This window comes from Salinarchaeum chitinilyticum (assembly GCF_055390775.1).
The window spans coordinates 2,660,903-2,675,575 of the sequence record NZ_AP043888.1 but is presented as its reverse complement, the minus strand read 5'-3'; the positions used below and the strand labels follow the sequence as shown (position 1 = coordinate 2,675,575).

The 14,673-nt window shown below is 67.8% G+C and carries 16 protein-coding genes and 1 tRNA gene; 10 read left to right on the top strand and 7 right to left on the bottom strand.

Annotated features, from left to right (window positions below; genetic code table 11):
* Nucleotides 1-417: a 30S ribosomal protein S6e gene (locus ACZ5KP_RS12965; protein WP_460918158.1), complete on the bottom strand. Its 417-nt coding sequence runs from the start codon at nt 415-417 to the stop codon at nt 1-3.
* Nucleotides 418-583: 166 nt separating this feature from the next.
* On the opposite strand from ACZ5KP_RS12965, the gene ACZ5KP_RS12960 reads away from it, so the two are divergent.
* A complete protein-coding gene (locus ACZ5KP_RS12960) occupies nt 584-736 on the top strand; it encodes an HVO_2523 family zinc finger protein (protein ID WP_460918157.1) in 153 nt (50 codons plus the stop codon).
* 57 nt (nt 737-793) lie between these two features.
* On the opposite strand, the gene ACZ5KP_RS12955 is transcribed toward ACZ5KP_RS12960, so the two are convergent.
* Entirely contained in the window at nt 794-1,462 is a 669-nt protein-coding gene (locus ACZ5KP_RS12955; RefSeq protein ID WP_460918153.1) for a TVP38/TMEM64 family protein, read from the bottom strand.
* Between the two features lie 114 nt (nt 1,463-1,576).
* Between ACZ5KP_RS12955 and ACZ5KP_RS12950 the strand changes: the two genes are divergently transcribed.
* Nucleotides 1,577-1,933, top strand: a complete 357-nt coding sequence (locus tag ACZ5KP_RS12950; RefSeq protein WP_460918151.1) for a DUF5830 family protein — start codon at nt 1,577-1,579, stop codon at nt 1,931-1,933.
* A 60-nt stretch (nt 1,934-1,993) separates the two neighbouring features.
* Here ACZ5KP_RS12950 and ACZ5KP_RS12945 read toward each other — a convergent pair whose 3' ends face one another.
* The gene (locus ACZ5KP_RS12945) at nt 1,994-3,235 is read right to left on the bottom strand and encodes a DUF7115 domain-containing protein (RefSeq protein ID WP_460918149.1); all 1,242 of its coding nucleotides are present in this window, start codon (nt 3,233-3,235) and stop codon (nt 1,994-1,996) included.
* A gap of 140 nt (nt 3,236-3,375) precedes the next feature.
* On the opposite strand from ACZ5KP_RS12945, the gene ACZ5KP_RS12940 reads away from it, so the two are divergent.
* The 3 genes from ACZ5KP_RS12940 (at nt 3,376) to ACZ5KP_RS12930 (ending at nt 5,559) form a co-directional block, all read left to right on the top strand.
* Nucleotides 3,376-3,516: transfer RNA gene (locus ACZ5KP_RS12940), tRNA-Met, on the top strand.
* Nucleotides 3,517-3,879: 363 nt separating this feature from the next.
* Entirely contained in the window at nt 3,880-4,368 is a 489-nt protein-coding gene (locus ACZ5KP_RS12935) for a hypothetical protein (protein ID WP_460918147.1), read from the top strand.
* 171 nt (nt 4,369-4,539) lie between these two features.
* Nucleotides 4,540-5,559, top strand: coding sequence for an NADP-dependent oxidoreductase (locus ACZ5KP_RS12930; protein ID WP_460918145.1), 1,020 nt, complete (start codon nt 4,540-4,542; stop codon nt 5,557-5,559).
* A gap of 41 nt (nt 5,560-5,600) precedes the next feature.
* Here ACZ5KP_RS12930 and ACZ5KP_RS12925 read toward each other — a convergent pair whose 3' ends face one another.
* From ACZ5KP_RS12925 to ACZ5KP_RS12915, 3 genes are all read right to left on the bottom strand, one after another.
* Complete coding sequence (locus tag ACZ5KP_RS12925) at nt 5,601-6,023, bottom strand: GtrA family protein (protein WP_460918143.1); 423 nt, start codon at nt 6,021-6,023, stop codon at nt 5,601-5,603.
* 46 nt (nt 6,024-6,069) lie between these two features.
* Nucleotides 6,070-7,515, bottom strand: coding sequence for a sulfatase (locus tag ACZ5KP_RS12920; RefSeq protein WP_460918141.1), 1,446 nt, complete (start codon nt 7,513-7,515; stop codon nt 6,070-6,072).
* A 448-nt stretch (nt 7,516-7,963) separates the two neighbouring features.
* Entirely contained in the window at nt 7,964-9,076 is a 1,113-nt protein-coding gene (locus ACZ5KP_RS12915) for a GNAT family N-acetyltransferase (protein WP_464761846.1), read from the bottom strand.
* Between the two features lie 468 nt (nt 9,077-9,544).
* On the opposite strand from ACZ5KP_RS12915, the gene ACZ5KP_RS12910 reads away from it, so the two are divergent.
* From ACZ5KP_RS12910 to ACZ5KP_RS12890, 5 genes are all read left to right on the top strand, one after another.
* The gene (locus ACZ5KP_RS12910) at nt 9,545-11,638 is read left to right on the top strand and encodes a minichromosome maintenance protein MCM (protein ID WP_460918138.1); all 2,094 of its coding nucleotides are present in this window, start codon (nt 9,545-9,547) and stop codon (nt 11,636-11,638) included.
* Nucleotides 11,639-11,923, top strand: a complete 285-nt coding sequence (locus ACZ5KP_RS12905) for a DUF7854 family protein (RefSeq protein ID WP_460918135.1) — start codon at nt 11,639-11,641, stop codon at nt 11,921-11,923.
* A 163-nt stretch (nt 11,924-12,086) separates the two neighbouring features.
* The gene (locus ACZ5KP_RS12900) at nt 12,087-12,677 is read left to right on the top strand and encodes a DUF7504 family protein (RefSeq protein WP_460918133.1); all 591 of its coding nucleotides are present in this window, start codon (nt 12,087-12,089) and stop codon (nt 12,675-12,677) included.
* Nucleotides 12,678-12,708: 31 nt separating this feature from the next.
* Entirely contained in the window at nt 12,709-13,065 is a 357-nt protein-coding gene (locus tag ACZ5KP_RS12895) for a DUF7855 family protein (RefSeq protein ID WP_460918131.1), read from the top strand.
* A complete protein-coding gene (locus tag ACZ5KP_RS12890) occupies nt 13,062-13,907 on the top strand; it encodes a DUF7856 family protein (RefSeq protein ID WP_460918128.1) in 846 nt (281 codons plus the stop codon). Before ACZ5KP_RS12895 ends, ACZ5KP_RS12890 begins: the two co-directional genes overlap by 4 nt.
* 33 nt (nt 13,908-13,940) lie before the next feature.
* Here the strand turns inward: ACZ5KP_RS12890 and pcm are convergent, their stop codons facing one another.
* Nucleotides 13,941-14,636, bottom strand: a complete 696-nt coding sequence (gene pcm / locus ACZ5KP_RS12885) for a protein-L-isoaspartate O-methyltransferase (RefSeq protein WP_460918126.1) — start codon at nt 14,634-14,636, stop codon at nt 13,941-13,943.
* Nucleotides 14,637-14,673 lie beyond the last annotated feature (37 nt).

Here is a 14,673-nt window from a genome sequence, read left to right as displayed (position 1 = left end):
CTACTCGTCGTCACTATCGCCGTCGCCGTCCGCGCCGCCCTCGCCGAAGACCTCGTCGAGATCTGCGTCGCCGGACTCGACGATCTTCGCGTTGATCTGGGCGACCGCGTCGCTGATCTCGCGACCGCGAACCGTCACTCGCTTGCGCTCGCCGTCGGTCTCGGGCTCGAAGCCGACGCCGCCCGTGAGGAGCACTTCCTTGAGGTCCGGTCCGTCGACGTCCGCGCGAAGCGGGCGCCCCGCGTCGTCGGAGCCGCCGGTCAGTTCGAGCGTGTAGCCGTCGAGCCCGACCGCGGTGCCATCGACCTCCTCGCCGAGAGATCGCGAGGCGAATCGGTTCGCGTCCTGTCCGTCGACTTCCCGCTGGAAGGTCCGACCCGAGTCCGGGTCGGCGACGACGATCTGAAATGGTGCCATGGCAGTGAGAAATCGGGGACGCCCCAAAAGCACGTCGGAACGGCGCTGTGGTGGCGGACTGACGGTCGTCGTTCGACGCTGGAAGCGACTCACCGGCGGAACCACCCACGATCACTTTCACTCCGGCTGCCGAGCACTCTTGCCAGTCGGCCACCAACCGTCGAGTATGGCCGCGAGCAACGACTCGACCGCTGGAGGAGACGACGAGGCGGAGGGGCGGCCGTGTCCGGCCTGTGGCGAGTCGATGTACCGCCGGCACTGCAAGTACGTCTGTCCGAAACACGGCGTCGTCTACGACTGCGCGGACACGTTCTACTGAGCGAGGGCCGCGCAGCGCCGACGGTGACTGCCGATTCGACGGTCGCCGGCCGACTGATCACTGCCGGCTCCCGACCGGGAACTCGATCCGATCGCCGTACCGCCTGTACGCAGGTCCCACGAGGACCGCGATCGCCGCGAGCGTTCCCAGTGCAGCAATCCTGAACCCGCCAGCTGCCGCACCGTCCGTCGAGAGCGTCGCGAGCGAGGCGCCGACGGCGACTGCCGCGATCGTCCAGGGGATCTCGCCGACCAGCACGCCCGCGGCGAACGACCGGAACCGGACGTTCGAGAGTGCTGCGGCGACGGTCACGGCGTCTGCCGGGATCGGTGCGAGTCGCGCCGCGGTCACCCCGCGGATCGGCCCGGTCGACGCGAGAAACCGCTCGCCGATCGCACCGACGCGGTCAGCGCCTGGCGCGTCGGTACCGAGCCACCGCGCGACGTAGAAGGGCGCGACGGAGGTCGCGACGGTCCCGGCGAGCGCGATCGGAACGCCCAGCACGAGCCCGTAGCCGTAGCCCACGACGACTGCGACGAGCGTTGGTGGCCAGAGGAGCGCGGGACGGACGGCGTAGAGGACTGCGACCACGCCGGCAAACAGCAACGGATCCGCAGCCGCCCCCTCCGCCGCGTCGAGTAGGCGCTCCGGCGAGTGGAGCAGTGCCGCTAGCGAGACGCCGGCGACCACGATCGCGAGCGTCCCCATCCGCAAGCCTCGATGCACGTCCACACCAGCGCGGGCGACCGAAGTGAACGTTTCCCATCGCAGCAGGGACAGGGGTCGGCACGACGCCGATCCGACGCAAGCGATTAGCACCTGGACGCAGTGGAGCCGGGCATGGAGGGGGATCCGGTCGAGCTCGGCGTCGCCCTACTGGAGCACCTCGAACACGAGGAGCTCTCCGTCGCGGACGCGATGGATCGGATCGAGATGATCACGGTCGATCCCGCGATGCAACGCCAGATCCTGCGGGAAGCCGAGGCTCGCGGCGCGATCGAACGCGACGAGGCGGTCGTCCGGCCCGCTGGCGACGCGTTCGTCCGCTTCGAATCCCAGGTCGTCGTTCGCGAGGGCGAGTTCGACTGCCGACGCTGCGGAACGACGATCTCGGAGGGCCACTTCATTCAGGTCGACGGCGGCGAGATCGGCGCCTTCGGTTCGTCGTGTATCCGCAAGGTCACGGGACGGGACTGAACGCTATGGGGTGCTGTCGGTGGAGAAGCGACTTTCGAAAGTACGGGAGGAGCGAAGGTCTCAGCGACCGCGACGCAGCTCTTCGACGAGCTTTTGGATCGTCTTGTGCTGACGAGTGAGCAGTTTGTTCTGCTTCTGGACGGCGACGCGAAGCTCCGCGACCTCCTCCGCCAGCTCCTCGGACGGATCGGACGCCTGCTCGACGTCGGTCTCCCGCAGGTCGTCGTGAGCGGGTTCGCCCGAGGGTGCGTCGGCGGGCGTCGACGCCTCCGTTCCGTCCGGCGTCGTTGCGTCGACCGACGGTTGGCCGCTCGACCCGCCAGCATCTTCGGACTTGTCGTCGGTGCCTGGCTTCGCCGTGGTCTGCGTATCCTCGGCGGCTGTGGAGGCCGGCTCGTCATCACGGGCGGCCTGTCCGCTGGCGGGAGCGCCGGCGTCGCTCGCGGCAGCCGGCTCGTCGGAGTCGGCCGTGTCGGCGGACGACTCTGCGGGATTCGACGAACCGACCTCGCGTTCGAGATCGTTGGGATCCGGGTTTCTGCCGTCCTGGGTCGTGTCGCCGGCGCTGAGGGGATCGACGCCCTCGCCGAAGTCCATGCCGCTGCTCGAGCCCGATTCGCCGTCGGTTGCGTCCGCCGAATCGTCGGCATCGGCCGGTTCCTCGGGGGCGAGCGCGTCGTTAAGATCCTCCTCGGGACGCAGACCGTGGAAACGGCGAATCGCCCCCTCCAGCGTCTCGCGAACCTCCCGGGCCCGGTCGCTGGGGGTCTTGATGCGCTCGGCTCGGCCGTCGATCTCGATGACGAGCTGGGTCGCGACGCTCCCCTGCTCGGCGTAGACGCCGGTGACGTCGGCGAAGGGGTACTCCTCGAAGTCGAGATCCCAAACGGTCTCCCCGACGTGTTTCACGAGCCGGTTGTCGGCGACCACGAGCGTGAGCTCCGAGAAGAGGTACGTGTCGACGACGCCCTCGTCCTCGCCGAGCACGTCGTTCATGCCGAGGATTCCCGCGAGAATCGACGGGATCGCCTCGTCGGCGGCGCTGGAGGGGAGCGTGAACTCCTCGACGCCGTCGATGGGATGGTCGAGCGTGATACGCGTCTTTCGTCGGCCCTCCGAGAGCGACAGCGACTCCGCCTCGTGACTGTAGGACTCGACGGACTCGTCGCTGAGCAACCCCTCGCTGCGGTAGATCAGCGTTCGCGTCGGCGTGACGAACAGCGCGTCGTCCCCACCGAGGTCGACGCTGGCGGCGACTTCCTCGCCGTCGAGCGCCTCCTCGACGATGCCAGGAACGTCCATACCGGTGCCTCACAGCCCGGTGGCTTAAAACCCCGAGGCGACCCGGGCCACGGGAAAGCACCGAGGGCGTGGCGAGCGGCGCGGTCGGGGTGCTCCGAGATGAGAGGGCTTAAGAGCACCAGCGATGAACTCCCGAGCGAGCCCGGGTGGCTTAGCTGGACATAGCGCCGCACTCATAGGGTTCCGAGCTTCGGTGCGGAGTTCGCATGTCCGATACGGGGACTGCCGAGCCTCGAACCTGGGACATGCGGAGATCGAGGGTTCGAAGCCCTCCCCGGGCACTGTCTTTCCGCGAGGAACGAACGCCAGAGAGTGACGACGCCGGAAGCAGTGCCCGGGGTGCGGCGAGAATCCGCAGGTCCTGCACGAAAGAGCGACCGACGGGAGCGAACGAGTGCAGGGCAGGAAAGACGAGCGAAGCGAGCGGAGACGCCGCGAGCAAGCGACGCCTTTCCGTGGTTCGAAGCCCTCCCCGGGCACTTCTGACGCGACCCGCGAACGACAGTGAGCGGCGTCGCCGTCTCTCGTGCCCGGGGAGGGCTTCCGGCCCGTACTCCACGCGAGTGACCGTCGAGGGACTGCCACGTCCCACCGAGCAGTCAGCCCCACCAAGATTTATTTGCTAACTTCCTGAGCGTTGGTCCATGGACAAAGGGATGAAAATAGGAGTGGCGTGTCTCCTGATCGGCGTGCTCGCCCTGGGCGCCACCATTCCGTTTTCGACGGAATCGTATCGGGTGCACGACACGAGCGTCGAGCTCCCCGATGACGAGGGGCACAGCCCTCGGACGGATTCCTCCTACGTCGTGGTCCAGTACGAGAGGCTCTCCGCCGACGGACGGGACATCTACCACGACGCGCTGGAGGGTGATGGGACGACGACGAGGGAGCCCGGCGAGGGGGTCAGCAGGTGGCCGTACGACGAATCCGTCGCCGTCGTCATCGACAGAGAGGGCGTCGAGTCGCTACCGCCGGCGGACGAGGCCGACCCCGGGAGTCGCTACGACGCGATGGCCGTCGACACCAGAAGCGAGGAGCCGCCCGTCGGCGGCGACGTCGTCCCGTTCCTGCTCAACGCGATCGGGATCGTCGGCGTCCTGCTCGGCGTCGCGATCGGATTCTTCAGCGAGTAGCTGGTGCGAGGGGCAGCGTCCGTCGCTGGCCAGCCTCACCTCTCCATCCCGCGACGGATCTCGTTCAGTGTGACAGTCGGAGCCCCGACGGGAGGAGAGGTCCGGCGACGAGGTGACAGCGAACCGTGCCGCCGTCCCAAGAACCTTCGGTCGGCCGAACGAAGGCAGGGTATGGCAGCGACGCACGATGCCTGGTACTTCGCAGAGCGACCGGAAGGTGAACCGGATCACGACTCCTTCGAACTGCGGGAAGAGCCCGTCCCGGAGCCCGTTGCAGGCGAACTCCTCGTTCGCGTCCACTACCTCTCGGTCGATCCGTACATGCGCGGCCGGATGGACGACCGCGAGTCCTACGCGGAGCCCTGGGACGTCGGCGACGTGCTCAAGGGCGCCGTCGTCGGCGAGGTCGTCGAGAGCGAACACGACCACCACGACGAGGGCGACCTCGTCACCGGCGAGGGCGCCTGGGCCGAGTACAGCGTCCTCGACGGCGACGACGTGGGACCAGTCGATCCCTCGGTCGCGGATCCAGAGGCGTATCTCGGCATTCTGGGAATGCCCGGCCGGACCGCGTACTTCGGCCTGCTCGACGTCGGGGAGCCGAAACCGGGCGATACGGTCGTGGTTTCGGGAGCCGCGGGCGCCGTCGGCTCCGCCGTCGGCCAGATCGCGAAGCTGAACGGCTGCCACGTCGTGGGCTTTGCGGGCACGGACGAGAAGACGGACTGGCTCACCGACGAGCTCGGCTTCGACGCCGCGATCAACTACGACACGACCGACGACTACCGGAGCGCGCTGGACGACGCGGCCCCCGACGGCGTCGACGTCTACTTCGACAACGTCGGCGGCCCGATCACGGACGCCGTGTTCACGAAGCTGAATCTCGACGCCCGCGTCGCGGTCTGTGGCCAGATCGCCCACTACAACGACGAGAGCGTGCCGATGGGCCCGCGCAAGCTCCCGATGCTGATCGCGCCGCGAGCGAGGGTGCAGGGGCTACTCGTCGGTGACTACGCCACGCGCTTCGGCGAGGCGAGCAAGCAGCTGGCGGAGTGGGTTGCGACCGGAGAGCTGGAACACCGCGAAACGGTCGTCGAAGGCCTGGAGCAGGCGCCGGACGCGTTCCTCGGACTCTTCTCCGGCGACAACATCGGGAAGCAGGTCGTCCAGGTGTCGGCACCGTCGACGTAGGGCGCCTCGAGCGCTCGCGAGCGGAGCGTCGCAGTGGGGACTTACCCCCACGTCCACCGCGCGTCGAAGACGTACCGGTAGACGCCGCTGACGAGGATCCCGACCGCGTTCGCGGCGAGATACGGGAGCCCCTGGAACGTGACCAGAGCGTACAGCACGCCGAGCTGGATCGGGATCGCCGTTCCCCGAACGACGTTCGTTCGCGCGAGCCCGACGAGGAACTCCCGCCGGCCCCTGTTGCGGTTCGATCGGAACGTCCAGCGGTTGTTGAGGACGTACTGGAACACGATCGTACACTCGATGGCGACGAGGGCGCCCACCAGGTAGTGCAGGCCGGCGCTGTCGACGAACAGCCAGAGCAGGAGGAGCTGGAGACCGGCCGCGACCGTCCCCACGACGACGAACTTGCGGAGCTGCGGCGCGATGGGGCCGCTCACAAGCTCCCGCAGGAATGACCGTATCATCTACTGGATCGGTGGTGGAACAGCGACGAATCCATCTGTTGCCCTGTTACTGGTAGCCGAGCGCCGTGAGCCGGGCTTCCACGTCCTCGTCGACGTCCTCCTCGCCAGGGCTATCGGCCGACCCGTCGTCGCCGAGCGTGGCGACGTGGGCCTCGACGACAGAGCGAAGCGAATCGATCACCTCGCGTTGCTCCGGCGTCGGATCGTCGGCGAGGTTCGCGTGCTGGGCCGGATCGTCGGTCCGATCGTACAGCTCCGTCTCGCCGGTGTCGACGTTCTCGATGAACGTCCAGGGACCCTCGCGAACGCTCACGAGCAGGTCGCCGTCGTCGAGCGTCCGGGGGATCGGCTGTTTCGTCACGGACTCGCCGCGGACGGTCACCGAGACCACCGGCTCCGGCGACGGCTGTTCGCCGTCGAGAATCGTGCGGACGAGCGACTCCCCCTGCCAGCCGGGGTGGCCGTCAACGCCGACCAGTTCCGCCATCGTCGGCGGGATCGAGTCGAGCCCGACGTGTTCCTCGACGCGCCGGGAGTCGGCCCCCGGGACGTCGACGATGTACGGCACGTGGATCAGCTCGTCGTAGAGCTTCGGATAGTGAGAGAGGTGGCCGTGCTCCTGGAACTCTTCGCCGTGGTCGCCAGCGAGAACGACGGCGGTGTCGTCGGCGACGCCGGCCGCCTCGAGGGAGTCGAGCAGACGGCCGATGCTGGCGTCGACCTGCCGGACCGTCGCCTGGTAGAGCGTCCGGAGATCGTCGAGCGTCCGATCGCCGACCTCCCAGCCCAGTCCGGTGTAGGTGTGAGCGAGCAGCTTGCGGTGGATACCCAGCTTCTCGTCGGTCACTTCCTGCACGTAGCGTTTGGCCGGGACGTACGGCGTGTGGACGTCCATGTAGTGGACCCACAGGAAGAACGGCTCGTCGCTCGATGCGGTGTCCTCGAGGAACGCCTGGGCGGCGTGCTCGACGTCGAACATTCTGGCGGTGTCGAGGAACGGCCGATCGTCCGTGTCGCGACGGAGCAGTTTGCCGGCCCTGCGGGCGGGTGCAGTCGCGACCTGTAGCCAGGCTTCCACGGTCGGGTGGGTCGCGAGATACTTGCCGTAGAGTCCGGAGCCGACGTTGGCGACGAAGGAGTCGTACTCGTCGAAGCCGGCGTCGTAGTCCCAGTGCGAGCTCAGGAAGCCGTTGGCGGCGTTGAACCCCGCCGTCGAGAAGCCGGCGTCGGAGAGGACCTCCGCGAGCGTCGTCCCGGAGTGAACGCCGATCGAGCCGTCGCCGCTGAACACGTGTCGCGACGCCAACATCGACGGGAAGGAGAACGGCGTCCAGTTTCCGTTGGCGTAGGCGTGCTCGAACACCGTCCCGTCGGCAGCCAGGCCGTCCATCACCGGCGTTCGCCGGTCGGCGTCGTACGCGCCCACGGCGTCTGCTCGCAGCGAATCGACGGTGACCAGCAGCGCGTTCGAGACGGGTGGTGTGTCGTTCATTGTGTCGTATGCCCGCGTGCGATGGAGGGACACCGGACAGCGGCGACCGATCGGTGCGTCTGCAGGAGGTGGGTGATCGTGCCTCCTTAACCCACCGATCGCCTTCGGATCGAAGCAATCCGCGCCTGTCTACGTACACCAGGGGCACGAAGCGTATTGGTGTTGCGGCAGTCCTGCCACCAGTTCACACGACTCGTGAAACCCGGAGCCTCGGACACTGGCGTCGGACAATCCTGAGAGCTTGCGTCGCTACCACCGAGATTCGACCGAGGGTTCGCCCTCAAAAAAAAACAGACGCCGGACAGTACGGGCCCTCCCGCAGGACGTTCACCCCCAAGACGAACAGTACACGGTCGAACGAGGGGACCACTCCTCGAGGAGGAGCAGGAACAATCAACTGGAAGATCACATATCAACTGGGAAATCATATGTCAACTGTGAGATCACATCAGGCCACGTCCATGTCGCCCGGTGCGAGCAGCCAGTCCGCTGGATCCGAGAGGTCGTAGGATCGCGCCTCACCGTCGATGCGAGCGGAGTTCCAGACGCGATCAGATCCAGCGTCGTCCGCCGGACCGCGCGTCGTCCCGCCGTCCGGAGACGGAACGCCGTCGAGCGGCCTGACCGCGTGATACGTGGTGGCCGATAGGCGATCGAACGGAACGACGTCGTCTCGAACGAAGCCGTACCGACGGCAGACCGACGGATAGCGTCCGGCCGGGAGCTTGAACACGGCAGCCTCCGGGTGGTCCGCCAGGACAGCCCGGAGCATCGCCTCGAAGGCGTCGGCCTCGCCGGCCGAGTCGATCATCGGCTGGAGATCGAGGAGTCGAACCAGCCGGCCGCCCTCGATCGACTCGGTGGCGAAAACGCCGCTAGCGACGGGCTCTCCGTGCCGCCTGACCACGTACATCTCAACGTCCCAGCGTGGGTTCGCGAACCGCCACTCGAGGAAGTCGCGGTCCCGCGGGACGTGGATCCGATCGGGGACGTTCGCCGCGTACAGCGAGTGGACCGTCTCGACCGGGACCCCCTGACGCCGATCGACGGTGAGGACGGCGTTCGCCGAGCCGACGCGGTCGAGTACCCCCAGGCCACCCCGGACGATCGGCGATGCGAAATTCGCGATGCCGGCGGCCGCCGAGCGCAGCCGCGAGGACCGCCCCATCGCGAGCGCTTCGCGCGGTCGCTGGACGCGGTAGCGAGCCCCGACCTCGTCGATCGCACGCCAGCCGAACTGCTCGATTCCGGGGCGGAGCGCCTCGTTCGGGAAGTTGAACAGCACCGAGGCGTCGTCCGCGACGCCCTCGAGGAGTGACTCGGTCATCGCGCTGAAGATTCCCATCCGACGGTACTCGGGGTGGACGATCCAGTCCACCGGCTGGCGCGCGTCGAGGCGCTCACCCTTCCCCCGGCCGACTCGGAACCGGTACGGAACCAGTGGCTCCGCACCGACGAGCTGGCCGTCAGCCTCGGCAACGACCATCTCGACGCCGCTGGCAGCCGGATTCTCGAGAAACCGCCACTCGAACCACGCCGGCGATTTCCGCTTCCCCCACACGGTTTCGTAGAGCGACAGAAAGTCGTCGGCATCGGACGACTCGTACCACCGAACTGTCGGGTCGGACGGAGAAGAAGCACTGCCGGAGACAGAGGACGGGGCGGATTCGGAAGATGACGCAGAAGATGCCGTGGAGGTAGAGGAGGGGGAGGTGGAGGAAGAAGAGGACGAGGAGGAGGAGGAGGTGGAGGAAGAAGAGGACGAGGCTGGTCCGGAGGACGAATCGACGTAAGCTGGCTCCGGCGAGCCGTGGGGGACCGACTCACTGGACTCCGACGTCGCTTCGCCCGGCTCGGTTGCGTCGTGGTCCGAGTCGACTGCTCCGTCACCAGCAGGCGTGGAGTTCGGACTGCTCATTCCGTCTGAACGTCTGGGCTGCCCGTACCCTTAGGTACGCTCTCCTTACCAGTGCGTGTACCGCCGGTCGTAGGCGATACTTTTTACCGCAGGACGACTGACTACTGCTCGATGGCAACCGGGGTGGACCAACAGGAGTACGTCGACACGTTCGAGCAGTTCTTCCGCGAGTACTACCGGAGCGAGATCGGCGAACTCGCCGAGGGCTACCCCAGCGAGCAGAAGTCCCTCGTCGTCGACTACGACGACCTCTATCGCTTCGATCGGGAACTCGCCGAGCAGTACCTCGAGCAGCCCGAGCAGCTCCAGCGCTCCGCCGAGGAGGCGCTTCGTCTCTACGACCTCCCGGTGGACGTCACGCTCGGGCAAGCGCACGTGCGGCTGCGCGGCCTGCCCTCGACCACCGACATCCGCGCGATTCGCGCGAGCGACGTCAACACGATGGTCGGCGTGCGTGGGATCGTCCGCAAGGCGACCGACGTGCGTCCGAAATGTACCGAGGCCGCGTTCCGCTGCGTTCGCTGTGAGACGCTGACGCGAGTCCCACAGGAGGGCGGCCAGTTCCAGGAGCCCCACCAGTGTCGCTCCTGTGAGCGACAGGGGCCCTTCCGGCTCAACGAGGACCAGTCGGAGTTCGTCGACGCCCAGCGCATCCGCGTCCAGGAGTCCCCCGAGGGGCTCCGCGGCGGCGAGACCCCACAGGCGATCGACGTCAACATCGAGGACGACGTCACCGGCGACGTGACCCCCGGCGACCACGTCGTCGTCACGGGGATCCTCCGGCTCGACCAGGACGGCGAGAACGAGTCGCCGATCTTCGACGTCTACATGGAGGGCGTCTCGGTCGAGGTCGAGGAAGAGCAGTTCGAGGACATGGACATCACGGAGGAGGACACGGCCCAGATCCTCGAGCTCTCCCAGCGCGACGACGTTTACGAGCAGATGATCGGCGCGATCGCGCCGACGATCCACGGCTACGACGAGGAGAAGCTCGCGATGACGCTACAGTTGTTCTCAGGCGTCACGAAGCATCTCCCCGACGAGAGCCGGATCCGTGGCGACCTCCACATCCTCCTCATCGGTGACCCCGGTACCGGAAAGTCCCAGCTCCTGCAGTACGTGCGGAACATCGCGCCGAGATCGGTGTACACCTCCGGCAAGGGGTCGTCCTCGGCAGGGCTTACGGCTGCTGCCGTGCGCGACGACTTCGGCGACGGCCAGCAGTGGACGCTCGAAGCGGGTGCGCTCGTCCTGGCCGACCAGGGCGTCGCCGCGGTCGACGAGCTGGACAAGATGGCGGCGGACGACCGTTCCGCGATGCACGAGGCGCTCGAACAGCAATCGATCTCGATTTCGAAAGCCGGGATCAACGCCACGCTCAAGAGTCGCTGCTCGCTGCTCGGCGCGGCGAACCCCAAGTACGGCCGGTTCGACCAGTACGAACCGATGGGCGAGCAGATCGACCTCGAACCCGCGCTCATCTCGCGGTTCGACATCATCTTCACCGTCACCGACCAGCCCGATCCCGAGAAGGACAGCGAGCTCGCCGACCACATCCTCGAGGCGAACTACGCCGGACAGCTCAACACCCAACGCGAGCAGATGGCGGCCCCGGACGTGACCCTCGAGCAGGTCGAGTCCGCCCAGGAGACCGTCGAGCCGACGATCGAACCCGAGCTCCTCCGGAAGTACGTCGCCTACGCCCAGCAGAACTGCTACCCGCGAATGACCGACGAAGCCCGCGAGACGATCCAGCAGTTCTACGTCGACCTCCGCTCGAAGGGGGCCGACGAGGACGCCCCGGTACCGGTCACCGCCCGGAAGCTGGAGGCACTCGTCCGGCTCGCCGAGGCCAGCGCTCGCGTTCGCCTCGCCGACGAGGTCGAGCAACAGGACGCCGAGCGCGTCATCGACATCGTGCGCTCCTCGTTGCAGGACATCGGCGTCGACCCCGAGACCGGGCAGTTCGACGCCGACGTCATCGAGACGGGGACCTCCAAGAGCCAACGCGATCGCATCAAGAACCTCAAGGCGCTCATCGACGAGCTCGCCGACGAGTACGAGGAGGGCGTCCCCGTCGACGCCGTCTACGATCGGGCGGACGAGATCGGCATCGGCGCCGAGAAGGCCGAGCGGGAGCTCGAGAAGCTCAAGCAGAAGGGCGAGGTGTACGAGCCGAAGACCGACCACGTCCGCACGACCTGAATGGACCGAATCTCTACCCTCCGCAACGTCGAGGACGCCCTCTCGGCGTTCGAACGCGGCGAGACCGACCTCGCCGGGCTCGAACAGCAGGTACAGGCCGTCCTGCGCACCTACGCGACCGACTTCCAGGACGACCGAACCGCGGTCTACCGCGTCGATCCAGTCGAAGACCGCGCCGTCGTGATCGTCGCCGACGCGCCCGGGACGGCACGCGATCGGGCAGCCGAGTACGTCGAGGGCGACTGCGAGCACGCCGCCGTCGATCGGCTCGCGACCGACAGCTGAGGTCCCTCGACGCGACGGTACTCGAACGCAGCGCCGGCAGACCGCCGCGCCGACCCACTGCTCGTCCGCGAGCCGTCTGGTTCCCCCCGACTCCCTGGCCAGATCGACCTCGTTGGCCGACACCGTTTAGTCTGGGGCCACCCCCTCAACGAACAGTACCTCGATGTCCCTTCCGGACCTTCCAGACGGTGACCAGCCAGCGTCGGTGCTCGTACTCGCACCGGGGTTCGGCGACGCCGACACCGCGGGCTGTACGGGGCTGATCGCCGACAGCGGCGCGGAGAACCTGCTCTACGTCAGCTGGTCGGGGGACCCCTCCGGCAAGCTCGCGCACGTCCGTGAGCACGCCGCCGACGTCGAACGGGCACGGGCGGTGGTGATCGGCGATACGGGTGGACCACCGACCGGCGAGTTCGACGCCGTCGAGACCGTGAGCTCGCCGACGGATCTGACTGGCGTCGGCATCGCCGTGACGGAGCTGCTCGGCGAAACCGACGGCACCACGGCGGTCTGCTTCGACTCGGTGACCGCGCTCTTGCAGTACGTCGATCTCGACACCGCCTTCGAGTTCCTCCACGTCTTCGTCGGCCGTCTCAATCGCCACGACGCCGTCGGGCACTTCCACATGGATCCCGGCGCGCACGACGACCAGCTGGTCGCACAGGTCGCGTCGCTGGTCGACGGGCAACTGGCGCTCGACGACGACGGCTCCGTCACCGCTGCCGCTGCTTCTCTGCGGGATTGGAATCGGTGAATTTTACAGGCGAGAGCGCGATCGCCTCCTCGTGCTGCTGGTCGTCACCTACTCGCGGGCCGCCCGACAGACGCTGCGAAACGTCTGCAACGCCCACGAGGAGACCGTCGTCCGCCGGTTCGGTCGCGCCGTGCTCCTCGAGGAGACGGCGATGGGCGCGTTTCTCGGACTGCGGCTGCGGGAGAAACACGGCGGGGACGTCCAGCTGGAACGGACGGCGCCCTTCAACGAGTTCCAAGTCGTCGGTGAGGACGTTCGGGCGGCCGCGACGGCCTACGAGGACCGCGAGCATGCAAGCACGCCCTACGCCAAGTTCGCAGCGGGAACCGACCATCCATCGCCGGAGGCGCTCCGTCGGCGGGAGCTCCCCGAGCGCGGCAGGGAGTGAGCGTGCCGATCGTCGACGGCGAATGCGGCCGCGCGTTCGACTTCCGTGACTCGGGGCTGGACGCTTCTGAAGTCGCCGCAGCGGTCGCTGGAGACGGCTCCGCCCCGATCGAGATCCGCTGTCCCGACCCTGGTCCCGTGCACGATCGCGTCGGCGTCGTCGAGCCGGGGCGATCCTATCCAATCCGAGCCGCACTCGCAAGCGCTGCGCGTCGGCTGGGATACTCCGCGTCTCAGGCAGCGGCCCTCGCCGACGTCAGGGATCGGCTCGCAGCCCTGGAGCTCCCGCCGCTCTCGCTGGCGGAGGAACGCCGCCACGTCGCCGAGACCGACGACGCCACGGCGCTCGAAGAGCAGGTCGCGACCCTCCGCGGACAGCTCGAGGCGGCCCGGGAGCGCGGGGACGATCCAGCGGCGCTCGCCGAGGCCCGGGAACGAGCGGTTGCGGATCTCACCGAGCGCCGGACCGAGCGACTGGCCGCCGAGCAGTCGCTGGATCGCGCACGAATCTCGGCCCGCGAGCACCGCGATCGCCGCGAGGAACGACTCCGGCTGGAGGATCGCGAACGAAACCTCCAGCGGGCGGCACGACGCGAGCTCGCGGGAGAGCTGCAATCGTCGTTCGAGCGAGCGCTGTCGGCGCTCCCGGGCGACGCGTCGCCACGTACGGTCGAGGGCGACGATGCTCCCGCGAGCGTCGACGGCCCGGACGCCATCAGCGCGCTCGCGGTCTGTCGTATCGCACCGATGTCGACGCCCGTCGTCGTCGCTGGCGAGTGGTTCTCGACGGCCACCGCAGCCGCGGCGGCGCTCGACGCGCCGGTGATTCTCGTCGCGGAGTGAGTCGGTCGAGCGGTGGCCAGGACCGTAGCGGGCTCACCGCATCTGTACGAAGCGGACGCCGCCGTGGCGCTCGCTGTCGAGGCCACCGTCCTCGCGCTTCGTGTACCGGTAGAGCGTCTGACTACCGGTTCCGATCGGGGCGACTATCCGGCCGCCTGGGGCCGTCTGTTCGGCGATCGGCTCCGGCAGCGACTCGGCCGCGCAGGTGAGATAGGCCGCCTCGTACGGTGCGTTGGCCGGCCACCCTTCCGCACCGTCGCCGACGCGGACGCGAACGTCGTACCCCAGACGGTCGAACGTCGCACAAGCACGGTCGGCGAGCTGTTCGCTGTACTCGACGCTGTAGACGGTGCCGGTGTCGCCGAGGACGGCTGTGGTCACGGCCGCGTGGTAGCCACAGCCGGTTCCGATCTCGAGTACGTCGATCCCCTCGTCAGATTCGGAGTTCGGACCGGCGGCAGTGTCGAGATCGAGGTCCAGCAGTTCGACCATGATCCCGACCATGTGCGGCGCGCTGATCGTCTGGCCGTCGCCGATCGGGAGCGGCCGGTCGGCGTACGCTTCGCTCCGGCGATTCTCGGGGACGAACTCGTGGCGGGGGACTGTGCGGAGCGCGTCGGAGACCGCAGGATCGGAGATCCTGCCCTGCTCGAGGAGTCGGTCGACCATCGCATCACGCTGATCGGCGAAGTTGCCGTCGGGGCCGGAGTCGGAGCCAAACAGTCCCATGCGTGGATCGAAGCCTCCAGTGATCGCAAACCGCAGC

What these genes read in the sequence shown, in the direction of transcription:
- ACZ5KP_RS12950 (WP_460918151.1), top strand. Translation starts at nt 1,577, where the DNA reads ATGGAGGGGGATCCGGTCGAGCTCGGCGTCGCCCTACTGGAGCACCTC.
- ACZ5KP_RS12935 (WP_460918147.1), top strand. Translation starts at nt 3,880, where the DNA reads ATGGACAAAGGGATGAAAATAGGAGTGGCGTGTCTCCTGATCGGCGTG.
- ACZ5KP_RS12925 (WP_460918143.1), bottom strand. Translation starts at nt 6,023, where the DNA reads ATGATACGGTCATTCCTGCGGGAGCTTGTGAGCGGCCCCATCGCGCCG.
- ACZ5KP_RS12960 (WP_460918157.1), top strand. Translation starts at nt 584, where the DNA reads ATGGCCGCGAGCAACGACTCGACCGCTGGAGGAGACGACGAGGCGGAG.
- ACZ5KP_RS12910 (WP_460918138.1), top strand. Translation starts at nt 9,545, where the DNA reads ATGGCAACCGGGGTGGACCAACAGGAGTACGTCGACACGTTCGAGCAG.
- ACZ5KP_RS12905 (WP_460918135.1), top strand. Translation starts at nt 11,639, where the DNA reads ATGGACCGAATCTCTACCCTCCGCAACGTCGAGGACGCCCTCTCGGCG.
- ACZ5KP_RS12920 (WP_460918141.1), bottom strand. Translation starts at nt 7,515, where the DNA reads ATGAACGACACACCACCCGTCTCGAACGCGCTGCTGGTCACCGTCGAT.
- ACZ5KP_RS12965 (WP_460918158.1), bottom strand. Translation starts at nt 417, where the DNA reads ATGGCACCATTTCAGATCGTCGTCGCCGACCCGGACTCGGGTCGGACC.
- ACZ5KP_RS12945 (WP_460918149.1), bottom strand. Translation starts at nt 3,235, where the DNA reads ATGGACGTTCCTGGCATCGTCGAGGAGGCGCTCGACGGCGAGGAAGTC.
- ACZ5KP_RS12900 (WP_460918133.1), top strand. Translation starts at nt 12,087, where the DNA reads ATGTCCCTTCCGGACCTTCCAGACGGTGACCAGCCAGCGTCGGTGCTC.
- ACZ5KP_RS12930 (WP_460918145.1), top strand. Translation starts at nt 4,540, where the DNA reads ATGGCAGCGACGCACGATGCCTGGTACTTCGCAGAGCGACCGGAAGGT.
- pcm (WP_460918126.1), bottom strand. Translation starts at nt 14,636, where the DNA reads ATGGGACTGTTTGGCTCCGACTCCGGCCCCGACGGCAACTTCGCCGAT.